This is a genomic window from Kribbella sp. NPDC048915 (genome assembly GCF_040649595.1).
Classification (GTDB): Bacteria; Actinomycetota; Actinomycetes; order Propionibacteriales; family Kribbellaceae; genus Kribbella.
In genome coordinates, this window is the sequence record NZ_JBEZFT010000055.1 from 23,096 (window position 1) to 46,778 (window position 23,683).

General features: G+C 67.7%; 17 protein-coding genes. 15 read left to right on the top strand and 2 right to left on the bottom strand.

The window, feature by feature from the left end; all coding sequences use genetic code 11:
• Positions 1 to 44: 44 nt before the first annotated feature.
• On the bottom strand, positions 45 to 2,615 hold the full coding sequence (locus AB0B82_RS24425) for a LuxR C-terminal-related transcriptional regulator (RefSeq protein WP_360172771.1): 2,571 nt from the start codon (positions 2,613 to 2,615) through the stop codon (positions 45 to 47).
• A gap of 149 nt (positions 2,616 to 2,764) precedes the next feature.
• Here AB0B82_RS24425 and AB0B82_RS24430 point away from each other — a divergent pair, with 149 nt between their 5' ends.
• The 3 genes from AB0B82_RS24430 to AB0B82_RS24440 all read left to right on the top strand — a co-directional run bounded on the left by AB0B82_RS24430 (position 2,765) and on the right by AB0B82_RS24440 (position 7,177).
• Entirely contained in the window at positions 2,765 to 5,674 is a 2,910-nt protein-coding gene (locus tag AB0B82_RS24430) for a S8 family serine peptidase (protein WP_360172774.1), read from the top strand.
• An 88-nt stretch (positions 5,675 to 5,762) separates the two neighbouring features.
• Positions 5,763 to 6,320: a TetR/AcrR family transcriptional regulator gene (locus AB0B82_RS24435; protein ID WP_360172776.1), complete on the top strand. Its 558-nt coding sequence runs from the start codon at positions 5,763 to 5,765 to the stop codon at positions 6,318 to 6,320.
• Positions 6,317 to 7,177, top strand: coding sequence for an LLM class F420-dependent oxidoreductase (locus AB0B82_RS24440; protein WP_360172779.1), 861 nt, complete (start codon positions 6,317 to 6,319; stop codon positions 7,175 to 7,177). Before AB0B82_RS24435 ends, AB0B82_RS24440 begins: the two co-directional genes overlap by 4 nt.
• 32 nt (positions 7,178 to 7,209) lie before the next feature.
• On the opposite strand, the gene AB0B82_RS24445 is transcribed toward AB0B82_RS24440, so the two are convergent.
• Positions 7,210 to 8,217 carry a LacI family DNA-binding transcriptional regulator gene (locus AB0B82_RS24445; RefSeq protein WP_360172782.1) on the bottom strand — a complete coding sequence of 336 codons (1,008 nt, stop codon included), beginning with the start codon at positions 8,215 to 8,217 and terminating at the stop codon, positions 7,210 to 7,212.
• A gap of 140 nt (positions 8,218 to 8,357) precedes the next feature.
• Here AB0B82_RS24445 and AB0B82_RS24450 point away from each other — a divergent pair, with 140 nt between their 5' ends.
• The 12 genes from AB0B82_RS24450 to AB0B82_RS24505 all read left to right on the top strand — a co-directional run bounded on the left by AB0B82_RS24450 (position 8,358) and on the right by AB0B82_RS24505 (position 23,099).
• Positions 8,358 to 9,686 carry a sugar ABC transporter substrate-binding protein gene (locus tag AB0B82_RS24450; RefSeq protein ID WP_360172785.1) on the top strand — a complete coding sequence of 443 codons (1,329 nt, stop codon included), beginning with the start codon at positions 8,358 to 8,360 and terminating at the stop codon, positions 9,684 to 9,686.
• A gap of 5 nt (positions 9,687 to 9,691) precedes the next feature.
• Positions 9,692 to 10,624 (top strand): sugar ABC transporter permease, encoded by a 933-nt coding sequence (locus AB0B82_RS24455; protein WP_360172788.1) that lies wholly within the window; start codon positions 9,692 to 9,694, stop codon positions 10,622 to 10,624.
• The gene (locus tag AB0B82_RS24460) at positions 10,621 to 11,436 is read left to right on the top strand and encodes a carbohydrate ABC transporter permease (protein ID WP_360172791.1); all 816 of its coding nucleotides are present in this window, start codon (positions 10,621 to 10,623) and stop codon (positions 11,434 to 11,436) included. The genes AB0B82_RS24455 and AB0B82_RS24460 overlap by 4 nt, the downstream gene beginning before the upstream one ends.
• On the top strand, positions 11,433 to 12,896 hold the full coding sequence (locus AB0B82_RS24465; protein ID WP_360172794.1) for a hypothetical protein: 1,464 nt from the start codon (positions 11,433 to 11,435) through the stop codon (positions 12,894 to 12,896). The genes AB0B82_RS24460 and AB0B82_RS24465 overlap by 4 nt, the downstream gene beginning before the upstream one ends.
• A complete protein-coding gene (locus AB0B82_RS24470; RefSeq protein ID WP_360172797.1) occupies positions 12,893 to 14,938 on the top strand; it encodes an alpha-amylase family protein in 2,046 nt (681 codons plus the stop codon). Before AB0B82_RS24465 ends, AB0B82_RS24470 begins: the two co-directional genes overlap by 4 nt.
• Before the next feature lie 10 nt (positions 14,939 to 14,948).
• Positions 14,949 to 16,514: a malate synthase A gene (aceB, locus tag AB0B82_RS24475; RefSeq protein WP_360172800.1), complete on the top strand. Its 1,566-nt coding sequence runs from the start codon at positions 14,949 to 14,951 to the stop codon at positions 16,512 to 16,514.
• A gap of 133 nt (positions 16,515 to 16,647) precedes the next feature.
• Complete coding sequence (locus tag AB0B82_RS24480) at positions 16,648 to 18,447, top strand: peptide ABC transporter substrate-binding protein (RefSeq protein ID WP_360172803.1); 1,800 nt, start codon at positions 16,648 to 16,650, stop codon at positions 18,445 to 18,447.
• Between the two features lies 1 nt (position 18,448).
• The gene (locus AB0B82_RS24485) at positions 18,449 to 19,426 is read left to right on the top strand and encodes an ABC transporter permease (RefSeq protein WP_360172806.1); all 978 of its coding nucleotides are present in this window, start codon (positions 18,449 to 18,451) and stop codon (positions 19,424 to 19,426) included.
• Complete coding sequence (locus AB0B82_RS24490; RefSeq protein ID WP_360172809.1) at positions 19,413 to 20,366, top strand: ABC transporter permease; 954 nt, start codon at positions 19,413 to 19,415, stop codon at positions 20,364 to 20,366. Before AB0B82_RS24485 ends, AB0B82_RS24490 begins: the two co-directional genes overlap by 14 nt.
• On the top strand, positions 20,363 to 21,340 hold the full coding sequence (locus AB0B82_RS24495; RefSeq protein WP_360172811.1) for an ABC transporter ATP-binding protein: 978 nt from the start codon (positions 20,363 to 20,365) through the stop codon (positions 21,338 to 21,340). The genes AB0B82_RS24490 and AB0B82_RS24495 overlap by 4 nt, the downstream gene beginning before the upstream one ends.
• The gene (locus AB0B82_RS24500) at positions 21,333 to 22,112 is read left to right on the top strand and encodes an ABC transporter ATP-binding protein (protein WP_360172814.1); all 780 of its coding nucleotides are present in this window, start codon (positions 21,333 to 21,335) and stop codon (positions 22,110 to 22,112) included. The genes AB0B82_RS24495 and AB0B82_RS24500 overlap by 8 nt, the downstream gene beginning before the upstream one ends.
• Before the next feature lie 69 nt (positions 22,113 to 22,181).
• On the top strand, positions 22,182 to 23,099 hold the full coding sequence (locus AB0B82_RS24505) for an aminoglycoside phosphotransferase family protein (RefSeq protein ID WP_360172820.1): 918 nt from the start codon (positions 22,182 to 22,184) through the stop codon (positions 23,097 to 23,099).
• Positions 23,100 to 23,683: the final 584 nt, after the last annotated feature.

Sequence of the window (23,683 nt, forward strand, 5' to 3'; positions counted from 1 at the left end):
GTCACCACATCTGGTGACCCATCGGGTGATCTTGGGCGGGCAGGTCAGAGGAGGCCGCGGTCGCGAGCGCGGCGGACGGCGCCGGTGCGGTTGGTTGCGCCGAGCTTGGTGAAGATGCGCTTGGTGTGCGTGCGGAGAGTGTTCAGGGAGACGTACAGCCGGCGGGCGATCTCGGGCCCGGTGAGCTCACTGTCCAGCAACCGCAAGACCTCCAGCTCCCGCCCGGTCAACGGGTCCGGCATTCCCACAGCGCCCACCTCGGAAGGCATGAGCTTCGGGACCTCTTCGAGGAGCAGACGCCGATACTGCGACGGCTCCGGTGCCGCGTCCAGCGCCTCCTGCAGGACCGCGAGCGCCGCGGACCGCTCGCCGCGGGCCTGCAACGCCGCCGCCCGCAGTACGTCGATCTCCAGCAGACTGCCCGCGCGCCGGCCGACCGCGTCCCTGCGCAGCCGATCCAGTAATCCAAGCGCATCGTCACCACGCCGAATCAGCAACCGAGCCCAGGTCAGCTGCTCGTACTCATGCAGGTACGCCGCCGTCCCACCCGCGCCACTCGACCCGGTGCCGCGGGCCCAGGCCTCGGCTGCGATCAGGTCGCCGGCTGCCAGCTGAATTCGGGCCCGGATTGCCGGGATGGGGCGCAGCTCCGGGTACGAGCCACGTCGGTAGATCCGCTCGGCCTCGGCGAGGCGGGTGAGGGCCTCGGCGAACTCGCCCCGCGCTCCGTGCAGCTGTGCCATCGCGACGTACCAGCGGTACCGGTTCTCGGTGATCGAGCCTTGTTCGGCGAGGTGGCGTGCGGTGTCGAGGTGTGCTTCCGCGGCGGGTAGGTCGTTCAGTTCCCGGTCGAGTTCGGCCAGGCCGACGTGCAGGTCGGCGGTCACGCGGGGGTACGGTTCGCCGTTCCGAATGAACTCCGCGAGGGTTTCCTCAAACGTTTTCCGTGCGAGCGCTGGTCGGCCCGCGGCGACCCACAGGTCGCCCAGCACGATCGCGCTGTCCTGCTCGTCGACGAGGTTGCCCGCGGCGTGCAGCTCGCGGACCGCCTGGGCGTACGTCGTGAGCGCCTCGTCGACCGCACCGTCCGCCCACGCCGAGAGCGCCAGGAAACCGTGTGCGGCACCGTGGACGAAATGGTCCTCCGGGCCGGCCCGCTCCAGCGCATGACCTGCGGACTCGCGGGTCGCCTGGACATTTCCGCGTGCCTGCGCGAGGGCGGCCCGGTACACCCAGATCATGGCCGGCGCGGTCCGCAAATCCTCGGTGTCCACCCACGTCGCGGCCGCCTCGGGATCCTGGGCACCGGTCGCGAGTGCCGCCTCGGCCGCGTCGAGCCGGCGCTCCATCGCGTCCAGCTCACCGCCCATCATCGACGCCCAGGCGGAGAGGACACACAGCACCGGGCTGTTTCGTACAACGTTTTCCGGCAGCTCCCCGATCCACTCGAGGAGCAAGGTGTCCTGCCGTGTCCGCCGGGTCTCGGGCAATGCCAGCTCGATCAGCCGCCCGGCCCGTACGTGATCGCCTGCGGCCAATACGTGTCGTACCGCTTCGGGCATCAGGCGCTGCCCGGCGTACCAGTCGCTGGCCGCCCGATGCAGGCGTGGCAGTTCGCCCGGGTGCTCCGCGAGCAGACGAGCGCGCAGTACGTCGCGGAACAGGTGGTGGTACCTGTACCAGCGTCGATCGGCGCTCAGGGCAACCAGGAACACGTTGTTCCGATCGAGTTCGTCCAGCACCCGATCGCTCCCAGACCGGCCGGTGACCGCGTCGCACAAAGGTCCGGTGAGTCCGTCGAGGACGGAGGTGTGCAGCAGGAAGTCGCGCAGGGCAGCGGGTTGTCGCGCGAGTACCTCGTCGGCCAAGTAGTCGATCACGAACCGATGGCTGCCGGTGAACGCATCGATGAAACCGGCAGTATCCGAAACACCCCGCAGCGACAGCGCAGCCAGTTGCAGGCCGGCTGCCCATCCCTCGGTCCGTTCCTCCAGCGCCTGGATGTCGTCGGCGGCCAACTGCAGGCCCATGACGTCGTTGAGGAAAGCCCCCGCTTCCGCTGCGGCGAAGCGCAGATCGTCCACCCTGAGCTCGATCATCTGCCCGCGGCTGCGCAGCCGAGCCACTGGGAACGGCGGATCCGCCCGAGTCGACACGACCAGGTGCAGGTGGTCGGGAAGATGATCGAGCAAGAAGGCGACCGCCTCGTGCACCTCAAGCGCTTCAATCACGTGGTAGTCGTCCAGCACGAGGACCGTCGGCCCATCCAGTCGGCCCGCGAAGTCGTTCACCAGCGCGGTCAGTGCCGCAGGAGTGGGTACGTCGGGCGCGGGCGGCGCGACCGCGATGCCGGGCAGTGCCGCCCAGAGATGTGCCAGAAACCGCGGTAGTGCGTTGTCGCCGTCGTCGAGCGACAGCCACCCGACCCGCGGATGCGCGGACGCCCATTCACCGACGAGAGTCGTCTTTCCGAAACCGGCTGGTGCTGATACCAACGCCAATCGCCGGCCGGGTTCCAGGACGTCGTCGAGTCGCTCCGACAGCCACGGCCGCCCCACCAGCCCAGCCCGTCGAGCCGGCACGAACAACTTCGTGGCGAGCACCACCGTCCCCACCTCGCGATCATAGGTCCGCAGACGCCGTCCCGCCGAGGGTGCAGGCGGTGTAACGCCGAGGGGAGCAAGCGGTGTAACGCTCAGGGGGGATTTGGCGATTTAGGGCGGGGCCGAATGTTTCGGTCGTTTCGTCTTCTGGGGGTTCCCCGTTGTCCCGTCCCACGCAGTTGTTGCGGCTGGCTGTGCCTGCGGCGTTGGTTGCGGCCGGTCTGGTCACCGTCTCCGGGTCGTCCGGTACTGCCGCCACCGCGGCCGAGCCGAACGTTCTCCACAGCAAGTTCCGCCCCGGCCGCGCAAACGCCCCGGCGAACGGCCCGGCGAATGTCCCAGCGAGCGGTCCGGCGTACGACGCCAAGTCCGTGATCGTGAAGTTCAAGCCGAAGGCAACCGCCACCGCCCGGAAGAATGCGCTGGCGAAGGTCAAGGGCAAGGCCGGTTCGACCGTGAGCGAGGACGTCGTCACGGTCACCGGTGAGGTGCCGGCGCCGGAGCTGTTGAAGCGCTTCAAGGCCGATCCGTCGGTCGAGGCTGCCTCGCTCAACTACATCCGGCGCAAGTCGGCGACCCCCAACGACTGGCTGTACGCGAACTACCAGAAGTACCTGGGCACCGTCCGCGTGAACAGCGTCTGGGACCTCAGCAAGACGGCCGGCTCACAGACCATCGGTGTCCTGGACACCGGTGTCGATGCCGGCCACCCAGACCTGGCCGGCCACCTGCTGCCCGGGTACAACACCTTCAACACCGCCCTGCCGCCGAACGACGGTGACGGCCACGGTACGGCGGTGACCGGCATCATCGCGGCCGGCACCGGCAACAGCGCCGGGATCGCCGGTGTCGCCTGGAACGCCAAGGTCCGCCCGGTCAAGGTCCTGAACGACCAGGGCTCGGGTACCGACGCCAACGTCATCAACGGCCTCAACTGGGCGGTCAAGAACGGCGTCCGCGTCGTCAACATGTCGCTCGGCGGCGAGGGCGACAACCCGATCCTGCACACCGCGATCAAGAACGCGGTCGCCAAGGGCGTCGTACTGGTCGCCGCGGCCGGCAACACCGGTACGTCGGAGCCGCACTACCCGGCGGCGTACCCCGAGGTCCTGTCGGTAGCAGCCACCAACCCGTCGGGCGTGCTGACCAGCTTCAGCACCTACGGCGACTCGATCGACATCGCGGCCCCTGGCTACGACATCACCAGCACCGCACCGCGCGCGGGAACCCCGGCCGGCTACGAGCCGTACTGGCTCGGTCTGGCCGGTACGTCGTTCTCGTCGCCGATCGTGGCGGGCGTCGCTGCGCTGGTCCGTAACAAGTGGCCGTCGTACACGCCCGCGCAGGTGATGGCGCGGCTCAAGGCCACGGCTCGGGACGCCGGTCCGCGGGGCAACGACCCGTACTACGGCGCCGGCATCCTGGACGCCTACCACGCCCTCGGTGGCAAGTGGACCACCGACTTCGCGCAGGGTGCCGCGGACACGAACGACCAGCCCGCCCGCGCGGCGCAGTTGATCGCGGGTGTCGCGGTCTCGTCGACGATCGGCGTCGAAGGTGACGTCGACTGGTACAAGCTGCCGAGCGATGCCGAACACTCGGTGCGCGTGGATCTGTCCGGCCCGCTGTTCGATTCCAGCGCCTACGCGCAGAACTTCGGCCCGGCCGTCGCGGCGTACGACGAGAACCTTCAACCGCTCGCCTACGCCCAGACGCCGGAGCCCCCGGTCGACGCGGACGGCTACGAGATTCCGCAGTCGCTGACCGCGTCGACGGGCGTCGTCGTACCTGCCGGGACGTTGTACATCGCCGTCCGCAACGCCAACGGTTCGCGGGACTCCCGTCCGTACACGCTGAAAGTCACCAATGTCTCCACCGCGGGCGGTTCGGCCCCGATCCCGGCGTACCCGGTCCGCGACGTCCAGCCGGTGAACTTCTCGGCCAACGCCGCCGTCACCACCAAGCCGACGGTCACTTTCGCCCGGGACGTCGCCCCGGCGAGCGTTACCGCGGGTGTGCGCCTGCGTAACGCCAAGACCGGTGCCCTGATCGCCGCGACCGTTTCCTACGACCCGGCCACACGGAAGGCAACGGTCCTGCCGACAGCTTCGTTGCCTGAGGCCACTTCGCTCCAGATCTCCGGCAGCGGCCTCGTGGCAGCCGACGGCACCACCCCCGTCGCGCCGTTCAGTTCCGTGTTCACCACCGCGGACCTGGTGCCTCAGCCGGTCCAGCTCTCGACAGCCGGCGCATACCTGGCCGCGAGCCTCGCCTGGAAGATCCCGTCGACGCCGGATCTCGACCAGGTGATCGTCCGCCGAAACGTCGGTAGCAAGGCGCCGACGATCAGCACCGGCACCCTGGTGTACGCGGGTACCGGGACCTCGGTGAAGAACACCGGACTCGCGCAGGGCACGACGTACACGTACGCCGCCTGGGTGAAGGACCGCAGCGGCAAGGTCAGCGCGCCCGCGGTGAAGCAGTTGCTCGGGATGAAGTCGGGGATCAGCGTGTCCACGACGCTGCTCAACTACGGCAGCTCGGTCACGATCAAGGGCAGCACGTTGCGCATCGACAACATCGCCTACGCGCAGCTGCCGGTGCACGTGTACGTCCGCCCGAAGACCTCGTCGAAGTTCACGCTGCTCGCGACGATGAAGACGTCGTCGACCGGGACGTTCTCGCTGACGCACAAGCCACTGGTGTCGTCGATCTACATGCTGACGTTCCCGGGCAACGCCAACCTGATGGGCACCCGGACCGCGGACGTCACCGTGCAGGTGCGGCCGACGATCTCCGCTACGCTGTCGCCGGCCTCGATCCGGTTGGGCAGTACGACGGCGTTCAGCGGGTACGTCGCTCCGGCGCACGCGGGGCAGACCGTCTACCTGCAGCAGTACGGCAACAAGGTGTGGAAGTCGATCGCCGCGCTGAAGCTGTCCACGTCGGGCAAGTACGCCTTCGGCATCCGGCCGGCGGTCCGCGGCCAGATCGCGTACCGCGTGTTCTTCCCCGGCGACGCCGACCACGCGCCGGCGTACACCGTCAACAAGATCGTCACGATCAGCTGACGACCGGCGGCAAGGCAGGGGGAGGGTCCGGGCACGGATCCTCCCCCTTCGGCGTCGTGCCGTTTGTACCTGCGGGTACAGTGAGCAGGTGGAGACGGTCGAGCGGTTGATCCGCAGCACGCAGGAACTGTTGTGGGAGCGCGGGTACGTCGGCACCTCACCGAAGGCGATTCAGCGGGTCGCGGAGGCCGGCCAGGGGAGCATGTACCACCACTTCACCGGCAAGGCGGACCTCGCGCGGGTGGCGATCGAGCGTTCGGGCGCGGAGTTGCGCGCCGCCGCCGAGGAGCAATTGGGTGCCGAGGGCACCGCAACCGAGCGGATCGGCAACTATCTCGGCCGTGAGCGTGAGGTGTTGCGCGGCTGCCGCATCGGCCGCCTGGCCGCGGATCCGGACGTGGTGGCCGATCCGTTGCTGCGGGCACCGGTCGCGGAAACGTTCGAGTGGTTGCGGATCCGGCTCGCCGAGGTTGTTGCTGACGGCAAGCGGACCGGCGAGTTCCCGGAATCGCTCGATCCGGAACGGACGGCCGCGACGATCGCCGCCGTCCTGCAAGGTGGGTATGTGCTCGCCCGCGCGGCCGGATCGCCCGAGCCGTTCGAACTGGCCGTCCAAGGACTGACCGACCTGTTGGGAGCGAAATGAAGATCGGTGCCGTGTTTCCGCAGCTGGAGATCGGGGCGGACCCGCGCGTCGTCCGCGACTGGGCCGTGACTGTCGAGGATGCGGGTTACACCCACGTTCTCGCCTATGACCATGTGCTCGGTGCCGACCCGGCGAACCGTCCCGGCTGGAAGGGATATACCGACAAGTCCTTGTTCCACGAGGTTTTCGTCCTCTTCGGGTACCTGGCCGCGATCACGACTGAGCTTGAGCTCGTGACCGGCGTTCTCGTGCTGCCGCAGCGGCAGACGGCGTTGGTGGCGAAGCAGGCGGCCGAGATCGACGTCCTCAGCGGCGGGCGGCTACGCCTCGGCGTCGGGATCGGCTGGAACCAGGTCGAGTACCAGGCGTTGGGCGTACCGTTCCGGCAGCGCGGCGCCTTGCTCGAGGAGCAGGTCGACGTACTGCGGAAGCTCTGGGCTGACCCGGTGATCTCGTACGACGGGAAGTACCACGAGATCGTGGAGGCGGGGCTGAATCCGCTGCCGGGGCGGGACATCCCGATCTGGTTCGGCGGCAGCGCGGACGCCGTACTGCGGCGCACCGGGCGGATCGGCGACGGGTGGATGCCGCAGTCTCCGCCGGACGAGAAGGCACGGGAGCAGATCGCGCGGATCCGGCAGGCCGCGGAGGAAGCCGGCCGCGATCCGGAGTCGATCGGCATCGAGGCCAGGCTGACGTTGGGCGCGGTACCCGAGCAGGACTGGCGGTCCTTCGTCGACGGCTGGCGGGACCTCGGCGCGACGCACCTGTGCGTCAACACGATGAACTCCGGCCTGTCCCACCCGGAGGATCACGCCAAGGTCCTCCGCGACGTCCTGCCCCGCCTGCGCGACTGACGGCCGAACCCGGGCCACCGCGCCGGGATGCGCTAGACCCGACGGTGGGCGGTCGAGCCGCGGATCACCAGCGGGCACGGCAACGTGATGATCTCGGTCGGCCGCTCCGGATCCTCGATGCGCCGCCGGAGCAGGTCGACGCCGGTCTCGACGATCGAGTGCACCGGCTGCTCGACGCTCGTCAGGTCGAAGGCCTCCCAGGCCGCCAGTTCGGTGTTGTCGAAGCCGATCACCCAGACGTCGTCCGGAACCCGCGCGCCGACCGCGCGAGCCCCGTCGAGGATGCCGAAGGCGAGCAGGTCGGTGACCGTGTAGATCGCCGTCGGCGGCTTCTTGCGGGACAGCAACTTCTTCGCGGCCGCGTGACCGTCGGCGTGCGGGACGCCGACCGAGACCACGTTGCTGGGCTTGATCTTCACCCCGGCGTCGGCGAGCGCCGCCCGGAAGCCCAGGTCGCGGTCGCGGGACGTGTTCCCGGTATGGGTGAGTGTGACCAGCCCGATGTCGGTGTGCCCGGCGTCGACCAGGTACCGGCCGGCGTCGTACGCACCCTGCCAGTTGTCGCCGACCACCTGATCGCAGTCCAGCCCGTCGATCCCGCGGTGCAGCAGGACCGTCGGGGTACCGGAGGCGACCGCCATCGTGTGCAGTCGCGAGTCGTACGTCGCCGACGTGAGCAGGAACCCGTCGACGAGCCGCTGCTGGAGCACCTCGGCGACCGTCTCCTCGGGGTCGTGCTCGATGTTCCACAGGATCATGTGCAGACCCGACGAGCTCAGCACCCGGCCGATCTCGTCGAGCAGTTCGGCGTGGAAGGGGCTGGTCACCCGGGTCATGAACACGCCGATGGTGTCGGTCCGGCCGGTCTTCATCGCGCGGGCCAGCGCGTTCGGTGTGTAGTTCGCGTCCTTGAGCACCTGCAGGACCCGCGCGCGGGTCTCCGGGTTGACCTTCGGGTTGTTGGTCAGCACGCGTGAGACCGTCGCCTGCGACACCCCGGCCAGACGTGCCAGGTCGCGACTCGTCGGTGGTCGTGTCATCCTCTCCGCCCCCTTTGTCCGCGATGTGAACCCTACTGAAGAGTGTCGCCACGGGCCGTTGACCACGCCGCGAGCGCTGTGTATACGTATTCAGAGTGTGAAGTGTATACGTATTCATCCCTCGCGGATGGGAGACTCCCGTGCAGCACAACCGTCTGGCACACCTCCCCGATCTGGACCGCCCGGAGCTGAACCGCCGCAGGTTTCTGGCCGGCTTGGGCGGTCTCGCGGCCGCCGGATTCCTGGCCGGCTGCGGCGGCAACGGCAGCGCCGCCGGCGACGGCGGCAAGGGCCTGACCTTCCTGAACTGGGAGCAGGTGAAGGGCAACCCGCTGGAGCAGGCGATCGGTGCGTTCGAGCAGGAATCGGGCACCAAGGTCACCGTTCAGCCCGCGGTCACCCAGGAGTACGACACCAAGATGCGCACGCTGATCGCGGGCGGCAGCCCGCCGGACGTGATGCGGATCAACGACGACTTCGTCCGCGGCTTCTCCGAGCAGGGAGCGCTGCTGGACCTCCGCCCGTACATCGAGAAGGACAAGCTCGACACGGCCCAGTTCGCCAAGGAGACGTTCGAGTTCCCGAAGCAGCCCGACGGCTCGCACACCGCGTGGGTCCTCGGGTATCAGCCGCGGCTGATCTTCTACAACGTCGATCTGTTCAAGCAAGCCGGCGTACCGCTGCCGCCGACGACCTGGTCGGCGGAGGGCTGGTCGTGGTCGGACTTCGCGGAGACCGCGAAGAAGCTCACCGATCCGGCCAAGAAGCAGTACGGCGCGTTGGTGTACCTCGACACCGGCTACGAGCAGACATTCACGGTCAACCACGGGAGCGAGACCGGGATCTTCTCTGCGGACGGCACCCAGTTCACGCTGCCGGGGTCGAAGGAGGCCGAGGCGCTGCAGTGGGCGACCGATCTGACCTGCAAGGACAAGGTGCAGCCGCCGTGGTCGGTGTTGCAGCAGGATAACGTGCAGAACCAGATGTTCGCCCAGGGCAAGATCGCGATGATGTTCGCGACCTTCGGCACGGTGCCCTACCTGCGGACCACGGTCAAGGACTTCACCTGGGATGTCGCACCGCCGCCGGCCGACCTCGAGCAGCGGACCGAGTCCAGCGTGATCGTGTTCTGCGTCCCGAAGAAGGCGAAGAACCCGGACGCCGCCTGGGAGCTGCTCAAGTACCTGGCGAGCGAGGACGGCGGGAAGATCCTGCTCCAGGGTGGTGCGTTCACGCCGATCAACCTCAAGGCGGCGGCCGACCTGGCACCGAACGGCAAGGCACCGGAACACATCGCCTTGTTCGCCGAGGCCGCGAAGCACCTGACGGCGACGAACCAGACCAAGAACACGATCGGCGCCCGTGAGCTGTACCGGCCCGCGCTCGACCAGGCCTACAACTGCGAGAAGCCGGTCGCCGAGGTCCTCCGGCAGATCGAGCCGCAGGTGGAGAACGCCTTGAAGGGGTGATGCCAATGGCAACCATCACGATGGCGCGCGACCGCGGCGCGGTCCGGGTGGCCGAGGTCCGCCGGGCGCGGCGCCGGCAGAACCTCACCGGCTGGTTGTTCATCAGCCCGATCGTGGTCGGGGTGGTGGCGTTCCAGTTCTTCCCGATCCTGGTCTCGATCGGTGCCTCGCTGACCGACTGGAACGGCATCTCGGCGCCGAAGTTCGTCGGCGTCCGGAACTTCGTCGAGCTGTTCGGCGACGACCCGCTGTTCCTGCAGACCTTCAAGAACACCGTCTACTTCACGCTGGCGAGCATCCCGCTCACGATCGGCATCGGCCTGGTGCTGGCGCTGCTGTGCGCCCGGCCGATCCGCGGTGTCGCGTTCTTCCGGACGGCGTACTTCGCTCCGTACGTGACCAACGTGGTGGCGATCGGGTTCGTCTGGTTCTGGTTCTTCCAGCCGGACAACGGCGTGATCAACGGGCTCCTCGACCAGATCGGGATCCACGGCCCGCAGTGGCTGTCGAGCTCGAGCTGGGCGATGCCGGCGGTGATCATGGTCAGCGTCTGGCAGGGCATCGGCTACCCGATGATCATCCTGCTCGCCGGTCTGCAAGGCTTGCCCGCCGAGTACTACGAGTCCGCGAAGATCGACGGTGCGAGTGCATGGCAACGGCTGCGGTTCATCACGCTGCCGCTGCTGACCCCGCATTTCCTGTTCCTGCTGATCACGCAGTTCATCACGTCGTTCCAGGTCTTCGGCCTGATCTACGTGATGACCAAGGGCGGGCCCGGCCACGCCACCAGCGTCTACATCTTCAACATCTACCAGAACGCGTTCAGCTACGGAAAGGTCGGCTACGCCTCGGCGATGGCCTGGATCCTGTTCGCGGTGATCGCGGCCGTCACCTACCTGCAGTGGAAGCTGCAGAAGAGGTGGGTGTTCTACACATGAGACTCGTCTCCAAGACCTCGCAGTACGTCGTCATGGCGTTGTTCGCGGTCGTTTTCCTGGCGCCGCTGGTGTGGATGATCAGCGCCTCGCTGCGCCCGGAGGCGAAGGTGCTCAGTGTGCCGCCGAAGTTTCTGCCGACCGACGGGCACTGGGACAACTACCGGCAGGTGTTCGAGCTGATCCCGATCTTCCTCTGGAACAGCGTCAAGCTGGCCGGGCTGAACGTGATCGGCATCCTGATCGTCGCGTCGATGGCCGGCTACGCGTTCGCCCGGCTGAAGTTCGCGGGCCGGGACGCGGCGTTCATGGTGCTGCTCGCCACCTCGATCATCCCGGGCATCGCGTACCTGATCCCGCAGTACATCGTTTTCCGGCAGATCGGGTGGGTGGACACGCAGTACCCGCTGTGGGTGCCGAAGGTGCTCACGCCGGTGTTCGCGACGTTCCTGATGCGGCAGTCCTTCCTGACTGTCCCGCAGGAACTCGAGGACGCGGGCAAGATCGACGGTGCGTCGACGTTCGGCATCTACTGGCGGATCATGCTGCCGCAGACCAAACCGGCGCTGGCCGCGATCGGGGTGTTCACGTTCCTGGAGTCCTGGAACGACCTGTTCGGCCCGCTGATCTACATCAATTCCGAGAACCTGCAGACGCTGCCGGTGGCGCTGGCCCAGTTCCAGGGCGAGTACTTCACCCAGATCAGTCTGCTGATGTGCGGTGCGACGGTGTCCGTCGTACCGGTGATCGCTGTCTTCCTCTTTGCCCAGCGCTATTTCATCCAAGGCATCACGATGACAGGAATGAAGGGGTGAGCACCGTGCCGAACCGGCTCGTTGCCATGCAGATCGGAGCCATCTCGTTCGTCGACGAAGGTGTCGATCGGACACTCGACATCCTGGCCGAACGCGGCGCGGTGAACGCGCTGTTCCTGGCCACTCCGACCTGGACCCGGGGGACCGGCGGGCGGCAGATCCCCGGGCACCCGATCCCGGACCACGGCGGTCAGGAGTACGACCTCGGCTGGGTCGGCGGCAACTACGCGACGCCGCACCCGGAGTACTACGGAAACACCGTGCTCGGATCGGTCGGAAAAGCGCCGGAAAATCCGGAACTCGACCTGCTGGGTGATGTCATCCCGAAGGCCCGCGAGCGAGGGATGCAGTCGTTCGCGTGGATGGAGGAGAGCGGCGGGGCGCGGCAGCTGCGGACCTACCCGAACTTCGCCAAGGTTCTCGAGGTCGACCCATGGGGCCGCCCGGGCAGGCGACCGTGCTTCAACAACCCGGACTACCGCAACTGGCACCTGGGCTTCGTCGAGGACTACCTGCAGAGCTACGAGCTCGACGGGCTGGCCTGGTGCTCCGAGCGGCCCGGCCCGCTGAACATGCTGATGCAGGGCACTGTCGACGTACCGGAGCTGGGCTGCTTCTGCCCGCACTGCCGGCGGATCGGCCGGGAGCGGGGGATCGACGTGGAACGCGCGGTCCGCGGATACCGCGAGCTGATCGAGTGGAATCAGCGGGTCGGGGCGGGCGAGCGGCCGGTGGACGGCGCGTTCGTGACGTTCTGGCGGATCCTGCTGAACTTCCCCGAGGTGTTGTCGTGGCAGACGCTGTGGACCGAGAGCCAGCGGCAGCTGTACCGCGACATTTTCGGTGTCGCGAAGGCGATCCGGCCCGATGTGCAGGTGGGCTGGCACGTCTACCACAACATCTCGTTCAGCCCGTTCTACCGGGCGGACCAGGACTATACGGAGATGGCGAAGTTCTCGGACTTCATCAAGGTCGTCATCTACAACAACTGCGCCGGACCGCGGTTCTTCACCTGGATCAAGAGCATCTGCGGCGCGTTGTTCGCCGACGCCGAGCCCGCGGACGTCTACCCGCTGATGATGAAGCTGCTGCAGCTCGACGAGGGTGACTACGAGAAGCTGCCGCAAACCGGGTTCACCGCCGACTACGTGCGCCGGGAGACCGAGCGGGCCGTCGCCGGGGTCGGCGGGAAGAGCAAGATCTACCCGGGCATCGACATCGACATTCCGGTGGGCGTGGCGCGGCAGCGCGGCCTGGAGGCGCCGCGCGACCTCGGTACCAAGATCAACTGGGACGACAACGAGGGTGAGCTCACCCGGTGCACCCGCGAGTCCGTCCGGGACGCGACGCTGGCGGCCTTCGCGGGTGGTGCCGAGGGCGTGGTGCTGAGCCGGAAGTACTCGGAAATGCTGCTGGAGAATCTTTCCGGTGCGGGGGACGCGATCCGGAGTCTGCAGTGACGCCGGCCGCGGCGAAGCCCTGGTACCGACGAACGCTGCGCTGGGCACAGACCAATCTGACCGAGAAGGACCCGGCCAGGTACGACGCCGACTGGTGGCGCGACCATTGGCGCCGCACCCGCGTCCAGGGCGTGATCGTCAACGCCGGCGGGATCGTCGCCTACTACCCGAGCAAGTTCGAGCTGCACCACCGCGCCGAGTACCTCGGCGACCGCGACCTGTACGGCGAAATCGTCGCGGCCGCCCGCGCCGAGGGGCTGACGGTGCTCGCCCGGATGGACTCCAACCGCGCCCATCAGCCGCTGTACGACGCCCACCCGGACTGGTTCGCGATCGATGCCGACGGCAACCCGTATCGCGCCGGCCGGCTGTACGTCGCCTGCGTCACCGGCCCGTACTACCGGGATTTCCTGACCGGGATCCTCGAGGAGATCATCGAGCGCAGCGCACCCGACGGGATCACCGACAACAGCTGGAGCGGTCTCGGCCGCGAGCACATCTGCTACTGCCCGAACTGCCGCGACAGCTTTGGCCAGGAGCTGCCGGCGGCGCCGGACTGGGACGACCCGGTCTACAAGCAATGGATCCGGTGGAGCTACGACCAGCGGCTCGCGGTCTGGGACCTGAACAACGAGGTCACCAGACGGGCCGGAGGGCAGGACTGCCTGTGGATCGGGATGAACGGGGGCGAGGTCGTTGCGCAAAGCAAGCGGTTGCGCGACGACGTCGCGATCTGCGAGCGGGCCGGGATCTTCATGCTGGACTCGCAGTGGCGGCACGAGGAATCCGGCTTCCAGGCCAACGCCGATGCCGGAAAACGGCTGCACGGGCTGCTCGGCACGGAAACTCTGATTCCGGAAAGCACAGCGATGTACGACGCCGGTGTTCCGACGTTCCGCCTCGGGAGCAAACCCGAGCCCGAGGCGCGGATGTGGGCGATCGAGGGCTGGGCCGGTGGGATCCAGCCGTGGTGGCACCACATCGGCTCGGTGCACGACGACCGCAGGCAGTACGCCACCGCACGGCCGCTGTTCGAATGGCACGAGCAGCACGAGGAGTTCCTCGTCGATCGGGAGCCGGTCGCGACGGTCGGGCTGTTCTGGAGTCAGCGCAGCGTCGACTTCCACGGGAAGGATGCGCCGGAGACGGTCAGCCGGCTCCCGTACCGCGGTTGGGTCGACGCGCTGGTCCGCGCGCGCATCCCGTACCTGCCGACGCACAACGTCGACCAGCGCTTCGACGTACTCGTCGTGCCGAATGTCGGCGTACTCACCGACGAGCAGTACGCGCAACTCGCGGCGTACGTCGAGGCGGGCGGCAAGCTGGTGGTGACCGGGGCAGCGGGGCTCTACGACGAGTGGGGCGACCGAAGGGACGGCTGGCCGCTCGGTGAGCTGCTCGGGGTCCGGCACACCGGGAAGCGGCTCGGCGACGGCACGGTCACCGACTGGGAGAACTACGCCAGCCACAGCTACCTGCGGATCGAAGACCGGCAGGTTTTCGACGGTGACACGGACGTGCTGCCGTTCGGCGGTCAGCTGGAGGTGGTCGAAGCCGGCAGTGCGGCGCTGACGTGGATCCCGCCGTTCCCGATCTATCCGCCGGAGAAGTCATGGATGGAGGAGTCGCGTAGCGACGTCCCCGCACTGGTCCTCGGCGAGCGGACGGCGTACCTCGCGGCGGACCTCGACCGGCTGTACGCGAAGTACCACCACCCGGACCACGGGAAGGTCCTGGCGAACTTGGTGCGCCACGACGGCGTACCGCTCGAGGTGACGGGCGCCGGGGTCCTGGACTGCCAGTTGTACCGGCAAGCCGATCGGCATGTCCTGCATCTGGTCAACCTCGACCAGGGCGGTGCGTGGCGTGGACGGCTGGAGGAGTTCACGCCGGCGGGCCCGTTCACCGTGCGTGTCCGGGCGAGCGGCCGGCGGGCGCGGTTCCTCGTCTCGGGAGGTGAGGCCGAGGTGAGGGAGCAGGACGGCTGGATTACGGTCGGGGTAGACCGGATCACCGATCACGAAGTCGTAGTACTCGAGTAAGGAGTCCCCAGTGGCAGTCGAGGTCACCGGCCCGATGGGCGAACGGTACGACGAGATCCTCACCGAGCGCGCGCTCGGCCTGATCGAGACGCTGCACCGGGCGTACGACGGGCGGCGGCGCGAGTTGCTCGAGCGGCGCAGGGAACGGGTCGCGGAGATCGCGGCCGGGGCCGCGCTGGGATTCCTGCCGGAGACGAAGGCCGTCCGGGACGACCCGGAGTGGCGGGTCGCGCCGGCCGCTCCGGGCCTGGTCGACCGGCGGGTGGAGATCACCGGACCGACCGACCGGAAGATGACGATCAACGCGCTGAACTCCGGGGCCAAGGTGTGGCTGGCCGACCAGGAGGACGCGAACACCCCGACCTGGCAGAACGTGGTCGGTGGTCAGCTGAACCTGCTGGACGCGATCACCCGCCGGATCGATTTCAGCACCGGCACCAAGAGCTACGCACTGAAGCCGGACGAGGAGCTCGCGACGATCGTCGTGCGGCCCCGCGGCTGGCACCTGCCGGAGAAGCACCTCCTCGTCGACGGCGAGCGGACGTCCGGCGCGCTGGTCGACTTCGCGCTCTACTTGAGCGCGTCCGGGCAGCTGCAGCTCGACCGCGGCCAGGGACCGTACTTCTACCTGCCGAAGATGGAGTCGCACCTCGAGGCCCGGCTGTGGAACGACGTGTTCGTGACCGCGCAGGAGGAGCTCGGCATCCCGCGCGGGACGATTCGCGCAACCGTGCTGATCGAAACCTATCCGGCCGCGTTCGAGATGGAGGAGATTCTGTACGAGTTGCGTGAGCACTCGGCCGGACTGAACGCGGGCCGCTGGGACTACATGTTCAGCGTGATCAAGACCCACCGCACCCGCGGTACGGACTTCCAGCTCCCGGACCGTAACAGCGTCACGATGACCGTGCCGTTCATGCGCGCGTACACCGAACTGCTCGTCCGGACCTGCCACAAGCGCGGCGCGCACGCGATCGGCGGGATGGCGGCGTTCATCCCGAGCAAGGACCCGGCGGTGAACGAGCAAGCGTTCGCGAAGGTCGAGGCCGACAAGACCCGCGAGGCCGGCGACGGCTTCGACGGCTCGTGGGTCGCGCACCCAGGGATGGTCGAGACCTGCCGCCGGGTGTTCGACGCCGTGCTCGGAGACCGGCCGAACCAGCTCGACAAGCTGCGCGAGGACGTCTCGGTCACCGCCGAGCAGTTGCTCGACGTGGCGTCCACGCCCGGCGAGGTCACCGAGGCCGGACTGCGCAACAACGTCAGCGTCGCGGTCCAGTACCTGGCCGCCTGGCTCGAGGGCACCGGCGCCGTCGGGATCTTCAACCTGATGGAGGACGCGGCCACCGCGGAGATCTCCCGCTCGCAGATCTGGCAGTGGCGGCAGAACCGGGTCACGCTCGACACCGGGGAAACGGTCAGCACCGAATTGGTGCGGCGGATCGCGGACGAGGAGATCGCGAAACTGGGGACTCCGGAGCGCTACGACGCGGCGCGATCCCTGTTCCTGGAGGTGGCGCTGGCCGACGAGTACGTCGACTTCCTGACGCTGCCGGCGTACGAGCGCTTCGACTGACCGCGGCCGTTACTGCCGGGGGCACCGATCTAGATCAATTTCGGTAATGGCCGTAAAGCGTTGACATCGACACTTCGACGGCCCTACGGTCGCGCCATAAGTCGAGTTCGGGACGCCAGAAAGGCGGCACTCCATGGCTATGCGTGCGACTACCTCGGTCCCCCCGGTCGGCCGGACCCGGCGAGACTTCCTCCGCCTGTCCGGCCTCACCGCGGCCGCCCTCGGCGGCAGCTGGTCGCTGACCGGCTGCGGCCTGTTCGGTGACAACGGCGAGGACGGTGCGGGCGCCGACGGCAAGGCGACGCTGAAGATCGACTTCGTGCCGGTCGAGGTGCTCGACCCGCAGGTGATCACCAACGGGATGTGGATCCTCAGCCGCGGCATCTCCGAGGGACTGGTGGTCCAGAACGAGAAGGGTGACGGCGTCCTGCCGGGCGTCGCCAAGGAGTGGAAGACCTCCGACGACCAGCTGACCTACACGTTCACGTTGCGCGACGACGCGCACTGGTCCGACGGCAAGCCGGTTGTCGCGCAGGACTTCGAGCGCACCTACAAGCGGCTGTTCACGCCGGCCGCGACCTCGGCCGGCGGGACGACGCTGGGTGCGAACAGCTACCAGGCATCGACCGGGATCAAGGGCGCCAAGGAGTTTCTCGCCGGCGTTCTCACGGACTGGTCCCAGGTCGGTGTGCAGGTGACCGGCGAGCACGAGCTGGTGCTGACGCTGGCGAACCCGAACCCGGACTTCCTGCTCGCCCTCACCCACCCGGCGATGCTGCCGCTGCCGATGGACCTGGTCGAGAGCAAGCCGAAGGAGTGGCAGAACCCGCCGAACTTCGTCTCCAACGGTCCGTACACGGTGACCGAGTGGGTGGCGAACTCGCGGCTGATCCTGGTGCCGAACGAGAAGTACTGGGACCGCGACAAGGTGCAGCTCGGGCGGATCCAGGTCAACCTGGTGGAGCCGAGCGCGGCCGCCACCGCGACCGTCGCGTACGAGAACGGCGAGACCGATCTGGTGCAGCTCAGCGGACCCGACGTCATCCGCTTCCAGAAGGACCCGAACCTCGCGAAGGAACTGCAGCAGACCGAGAACTACAGCATCCTGTACCTCGCGAAGCTGCGCAGCCAGCACCCGGGGATGGAGGACGTCCGGGTCCGGAAGGCGTTGTCGCTCGCCCTCGACCGCAAGACGCTCGCCAGCATCCAGCCGGGCGTGCAGCCGGGTGTCTCGCTGGTGACCAGCCGGACCGCGGGCTGGGACGAGAGCATCGGGATCAAGGAGGACGTCGCCGAGGCGAAGCGGTTGCTCGCCGAGGCCGGGTACCCGAACGGGCAGGGCCTGCCCCCGGTGCGGATCCTGATCGGCGTACCGGACACCACGCTCGCCGACGCGATGGTGGACAACTGGACCAAGAACCTCGGCATCAAGGCCAGCGTCGACCACGTCGAGGCCGGCGTGTACACCGAGCGGCGCTGGCAGGTCCAGAAGGGCAACTACATCGGCTACTACTACGGTACGTTCGCCGGTCTGCCGACCTGGCCGACGATGGTCGGCTCGCTCTGGTCGCCGAAGAACGTGCAGGAGATCAGCCTGCCGAGCGACCAATGGGCGAGGTACCAGGCGGTGCAGGAGGACAAGAAGCTCTCCCCGGCCGACAAGACCAAGCAGCTCGACGGGATTCTCGCCCAGCACGCGACGAAGCCCGCGCTGGAGATCGGCAGGCTCGCGGATCAGGCCTCCGCGGAGCCGGACGACGCGAAGCGGACCGACCTCTACAAGCAGGCGGCGAAGCTGCGTGAGGACCAGTACCTCTACATACCGGTGCTCTGGCTGAGCCTGTTCCACGCGGTGAAGCCGAAGGTGCAGGGCCTGCAGTTGCGGGCGTATCCGGACTACTTTTACCTCAAGCCGCTGAGCGTGGAGAGCTGACGTGGGGCTCGCCGTCTACATCGGCAAGCGGGCGGTCCGGCTGGTCCTGTCCATGGTCGCGGTGTCGATCCTGACGTTCACCCTGCTGCAGTTGGCGCCCGGCAACTTCGCCGACCTGCAGCGGGTGAACAGCGGCGCCACCAACTTCGGCGGCGTCGGCACCGAGTCCATGGTCGGCGAGCTCGAGACCCGGTACGGCGCCGACGTCCCGGTCTGGAAGCAGTACCTGATCTTCATGAAGGGTGCTGTGGTCTGGGACTTCGGGCCGTCGTACAAGTACGCCAGCCGGAGCGTGCAAGACATCATCGCCGAGGCATTCCCGGTGTCGGCCACGCTGGCGGTACTGGCGGTACTGCTCGCGTTGCTGATCGCCGTACCGGTCGGGGTGTTCGCGGCGTTGCGGCAGAACACGAAGACCGACCACGCGACGATGTTCGCGGTCACGCTGGGACATGCGTTGCCCAGTTACCTGACGGCGGCGTTCATGATCTTGCTGTTCTCCGCGACGTTGAAGTTGTTGCCGTCGGGCGGGTGGAACGGTCCGGAGGACCTCATCCTGCCCGTGCTCGCGCTCAGTCTCGGCCCGGCCGCGGTGCTGGCGCGGTACGTGCGGTCCAGCATGCTCGAGACGCTGCGCGAGGAGTACGTGACCGCGGCGCTCGCGAAGGGCGGACCACGCCGTACGGTCATCGTCCGGCACGCGCTGCGCAACTCGCTGATCCCGCTCGTCACGGTCGCCGGTCCGCTGCTCGCGGCGCTGATGACCGGCACGGTGTTCGTCGAGGCGCTGCTGCGGATCCCCGGACTCGGTCTGTACTTCGCGAACGCGGCCGCCAGCCGGGACATGCCGCTGCTGATGGGTACGGCGTTGTTCTTCGCGCTGATCCTGATGGTGACCAACCTGGTCGTGGACCTGATCTACGGTCTCCTCGACCCCCGGATCCGGACTGTGGGAGGTGGGTCCGATGACGGCCACTGAGGGTGTCGAAGCCGCGGGCGGTGCGGCTGCGAGTGACGCGGCGGTTGTCGGCGCGGTAGGTGAACCGGGGCCGATCGAGCGTGGGACGACCGCGCGCGGGCCGTGGGCGCGGGCCTGGTCGCGGTTCCGCAAGCACCGGTTGGCGTTCGGCAGTCTGATCTTCTGCGCGCTGCTGATCGTCACCGCACTCGCCGCGCCGTTGATCGCGCCGTACGGCTATGAGGAGACCGACATCCAGCACAAGCTGGCCGGTCCGGGCGCCGAAGGTCATCTGCTCGGCACCGACCTGCTGGGGCGGGACATCCTCAGCCGGTTGATCTACGGTCTGCAGACCGCGCTGACGGTGGCTTTCGGTGCGGAGCTGACGGCGCTCGCGCTGGCGCTGGCGATCGGGTTGCTCGCCGGGTACCTCGGTGGGCGGGTCGAGCAGTTGCTGATGGCTTTCACCGACGTGATGTACGCGTTCCCGAGCTACCTGTTCGCGGTCGTGATGGTGACGGTGCTCGGGCGGAGCATCTTTGCGCTGGTGGTCGCGATCGGTATCGCGTCCTGGGTGACACAGGCGCGCTTGGTGCGTGCGCAGGTGATGACCTTGAAGGAACGCGAGTACGTCGAAGCGGCCAGGTCGATGGGCGCGAAGGGCACCACGATCGCGATCCGGTACATCCTGCCGAACGCGATCGGCCCGATCCTGGTCACAACCAGCTTCGCGATCCCGGCCGCGATCGCCGCTGAGGCAGGGCTCGCGCTGCTCGGACTCGGCGTCCAACCGCCGACGCCGTCGTGGGGCGCGATGATCAGCGAGGGCAGCCGGTACCTGCTCGCGGCGCCGCATCTGCTGATCGCGCCGGCGGTGCTGTTCGCGCTGACGCTGCTCGCGTTCACGTGGATCGGTGACGGCGTACGGGATGCCTTCGACCCGAGTGGGGAGCAGCGATGAGCGACGAGGCCCTGCTGTCGGTCCGCGGCCTGCGGACGACGTTCCGCCGCGACGGTGCCGAACCGCTGACCGCGGTCGACGGCGTCTCGTTCGACGTACGGCGCGGGCAGGCGCTGGCGATCGTCGGCGAAAGTGGTAGCGGGAAGAGCGTCACGATGCGCAGCGTGATGGGCATCCTGCCGCGGACCGCGCAGATCACCGACGGGCAGGCGCTGTTCGGCGGGCGCGACTTGCTCGCGATCGGCGACAAGGAACTGCGCAAGATCCGCGGGCGCGACATCGCGATGGTGTTCCAGAGCGCGATGGAAGCGATGAACCCGACGCTGACGCTGGAGCGCCAGCTGACCGAGCATCTCTTGTGGCACGGTCTGTGCACGAAGGCCGAGGCGCGCAAGCGGGCGATCCGGGCGCTGGGCGATGTCGGTATTCCGGACCCGGAGAAGCGGATCCGGACCTATCCCTTCCAGCTGTCCGGTGGGATGCGGCAGCGCGCGATGATCGCGATGGCGATGGTGACCGAGCCGGCGCTGCTGATCGCCGACGAACCGACCACCGCGGTCGACGTCACCGTCCAGCGGCAGATCCTCGACCTGCTGGCCGAGCTGAAGAACCGCGGCACCGGGGTCATCATGATCACCCACGATCTCGGTGTCGCCCGCTACTTCTGCGACGACGCGGTGGTGATGTACGCCGGGCGCGTCGTGGAGCGCGCTCCGATGGATCGGCTGCTGGACGATCCTCGGCATCCGTACAGCGTTGGGTTGCTGGGGTCCGGTGTCGAGGTTGGTGGGCGTGACCTGCCGTTGCGGCCGATTCCTGGCAGTCCGCCAGATTTGTCGCGGCGGCCTGAGGGGTGTCCGTTCCATCCGCGGTGTGCGCAGGCCGAGCTGCCTCGGTGCGCTACCGAACAAGACGTGCTGACGATCGGTCCTGGCCGGGACGCCGCGTGCTGGAAGGTGACTGTCGATGCCTGACGAACTGGTTCGGGCCGAGTCCGTGACCAAGGTTTTCCGGACGCGTGCCGGTGAGGTCCGTGCTGTTTCCGATGTCTCGTTGACCGTGCATCGTGGTGAGACGCTGGGGCTCGTCGGTGAGAGCGGTAGCGGCAAGTCCACGATGGCTCGGTTGATGATGGGCCTGCAGGCTCCGACGTCCGGGCGGGTCGAGTTCGACGGCAAGGATCTCGCTCGGCTGCCTGCCGGTGAGCTGCGATTGCTGCGGCCTCGGATGCAGATGGTGTTTCAGAATCCTTACGGGTCGTTGCTTCCGCACTTCAGTGCTATCGGCAACGTGATGGAGCCGCTGCGGTTGCATTCGCGGGGCGACAAGGACTCGCGGCGTATCAAGGCGCTGGAGTTGCTGGAGTTGGTGGGGATCAACACTCGGCATGCCGAGTTGTATCCACGACAGTTCTCCGGTGGACAGCAGCAGCGGATCGCCATTGCGCGCGCATTGGCGTTGTCGCCTGATCTGCTGGTGTGTGACGAGCCTACGTCGTCTTTGGACGTTTCGATCCAGGCACAGATCCTGGAACTCTTCACGGATCTGCGTGCTCGGCTCGGACTGTCGCTGCTGTTCATCTCCCACAACCTCGCCGTTGTGGAGCGCCTCGCTGACCGGGTGGCGGTGATGAACAAGGGCGAACTGGTTGAGGAAGGGGCAACGTCAGACCTGTTCCGCGCACCTCAGGACGGCTACACGCAGCAGCTGCTTTCTGCCGTCCTGCCCATCCGCGGCGAGACCTGAGGTGCGGTGTACGCGCCCCGAGCGGCGGACTTAGCCGCTGCCTTCGGCTTTGGGGCGCCGGGCGCGCTGGTGCACCTCCGGCGAGGCGACAGTGACGCTTGGCGTTTGGACACCTCGGCGGGCAGCTACTTCGTCAAGGGCTACCTTCCGTCCGCTGGCGATCTGGGTCAGTTGGCTCGAGCCATGGCATTCGAGCGCTCGGCCCTCCGCGCCGGCGTGCCTATGCCTAGGCCTGTCACACCGCTCCGTCCACTGCTCGGGTGGCTGACACAAATCGAGGGCCGCCTGTTCCGAGCCCACCACTGGGTCCCCGCTGGACCGGCTGTAGACGTCTCCGCCTGGCTCGCCCAAACAATGCTCCAGGTCCACCAGCTACCGCCTCTCCGCCCCGGTGCCTTGCCTTCGTGGTGGCGTGGTTGTGTCCGCTCTGCTGAGGTTTGGGAAGGTTGGCTGCTTGCGGCTGGTAGGCGGGACCGGGGTTGGGCTGCGCTGCTCGAGCAATGCCTGCCGACGATCCTCGCGGTGACCTCACGTATCAGCGCAATCCGTGAGTCCGTGCCGGATCTGGTAACAACACATGGCGACTTCAAGCCTCACAACGTCATCATGTCGCCCTCCGGACCAGTGCTCGTGGACTGGGACAGCGTCCGTACCGACAGCACCGCCCTCGAAGCCGCCCGCACCGCGTACATCTTCGCCGCCGGCAACCCAGACCGAGTGACCCGAATCCTCGCCACCTACACAGCCTCAGGCGGCAACCTCACCTGGCCGGGCACCGACCTCTTCCTCAGCGTCCTGCGCAACCACCTTCAAGTCCTGACCGACCAAATCGACGTCTCCCTAGGCAACACCGCACCTGCCCGCTGGATGCCGGCCGCCCTGGAAGACGCCATCAGCAACAACCTCCGCAGCTTCCCCCGCCGAACAACCGCCCTGAACCAACTAGCCACCACCTGCGCCACCCAGCTAGCTAACCGGCTACTGTGACTGATCCGTGGGGGCTGAGTGACCGAGTCGGCGCCCGCGCTGTGCAACCGCGCGCGTCCCCGCAGCCGAGGCCCCCTGAGCCCGACCGGGGACCTCGCACACCCGCCTGGGACCTTGGTCACCCGCCTGGGACCTTGGTCACTCGCCTGGGAGCTTGGACACCCGCCTGGGAGCTTGGACACCCGCCTGGGACCTTGGACACTCGCCTGGGACCTTGGACAAGCAATAGCCAGTCGACACCCACCACAACCTGTTCAAGCCCCCGTCTTTGGCTCGGACGACGAGCGGCGCAGCCGACCTCGTACGAGTGGATAACCCCCAACGCGCGGGGTTATCCACTCGTACGCGGCGCCGCGGATCAGCCGGCGGTGATCCTGCCGACGTTGTTCGGCACCGGTGACGGTACGGCGTGGCGTGGCGTGGGGAGGTGCGGCGGGGCGTGGCGTGGCGTGGTGGCCTGATGATGCGGTGTGGTCGTAGGGGTTGCGGGTCTCCGCCGCACGGTGGGTTCACCCACGGTGTTGTGGGTTCCGTACCCTTCACACGGGTCAGGAACCCACAACACGATGGGTGAACCCACCGCG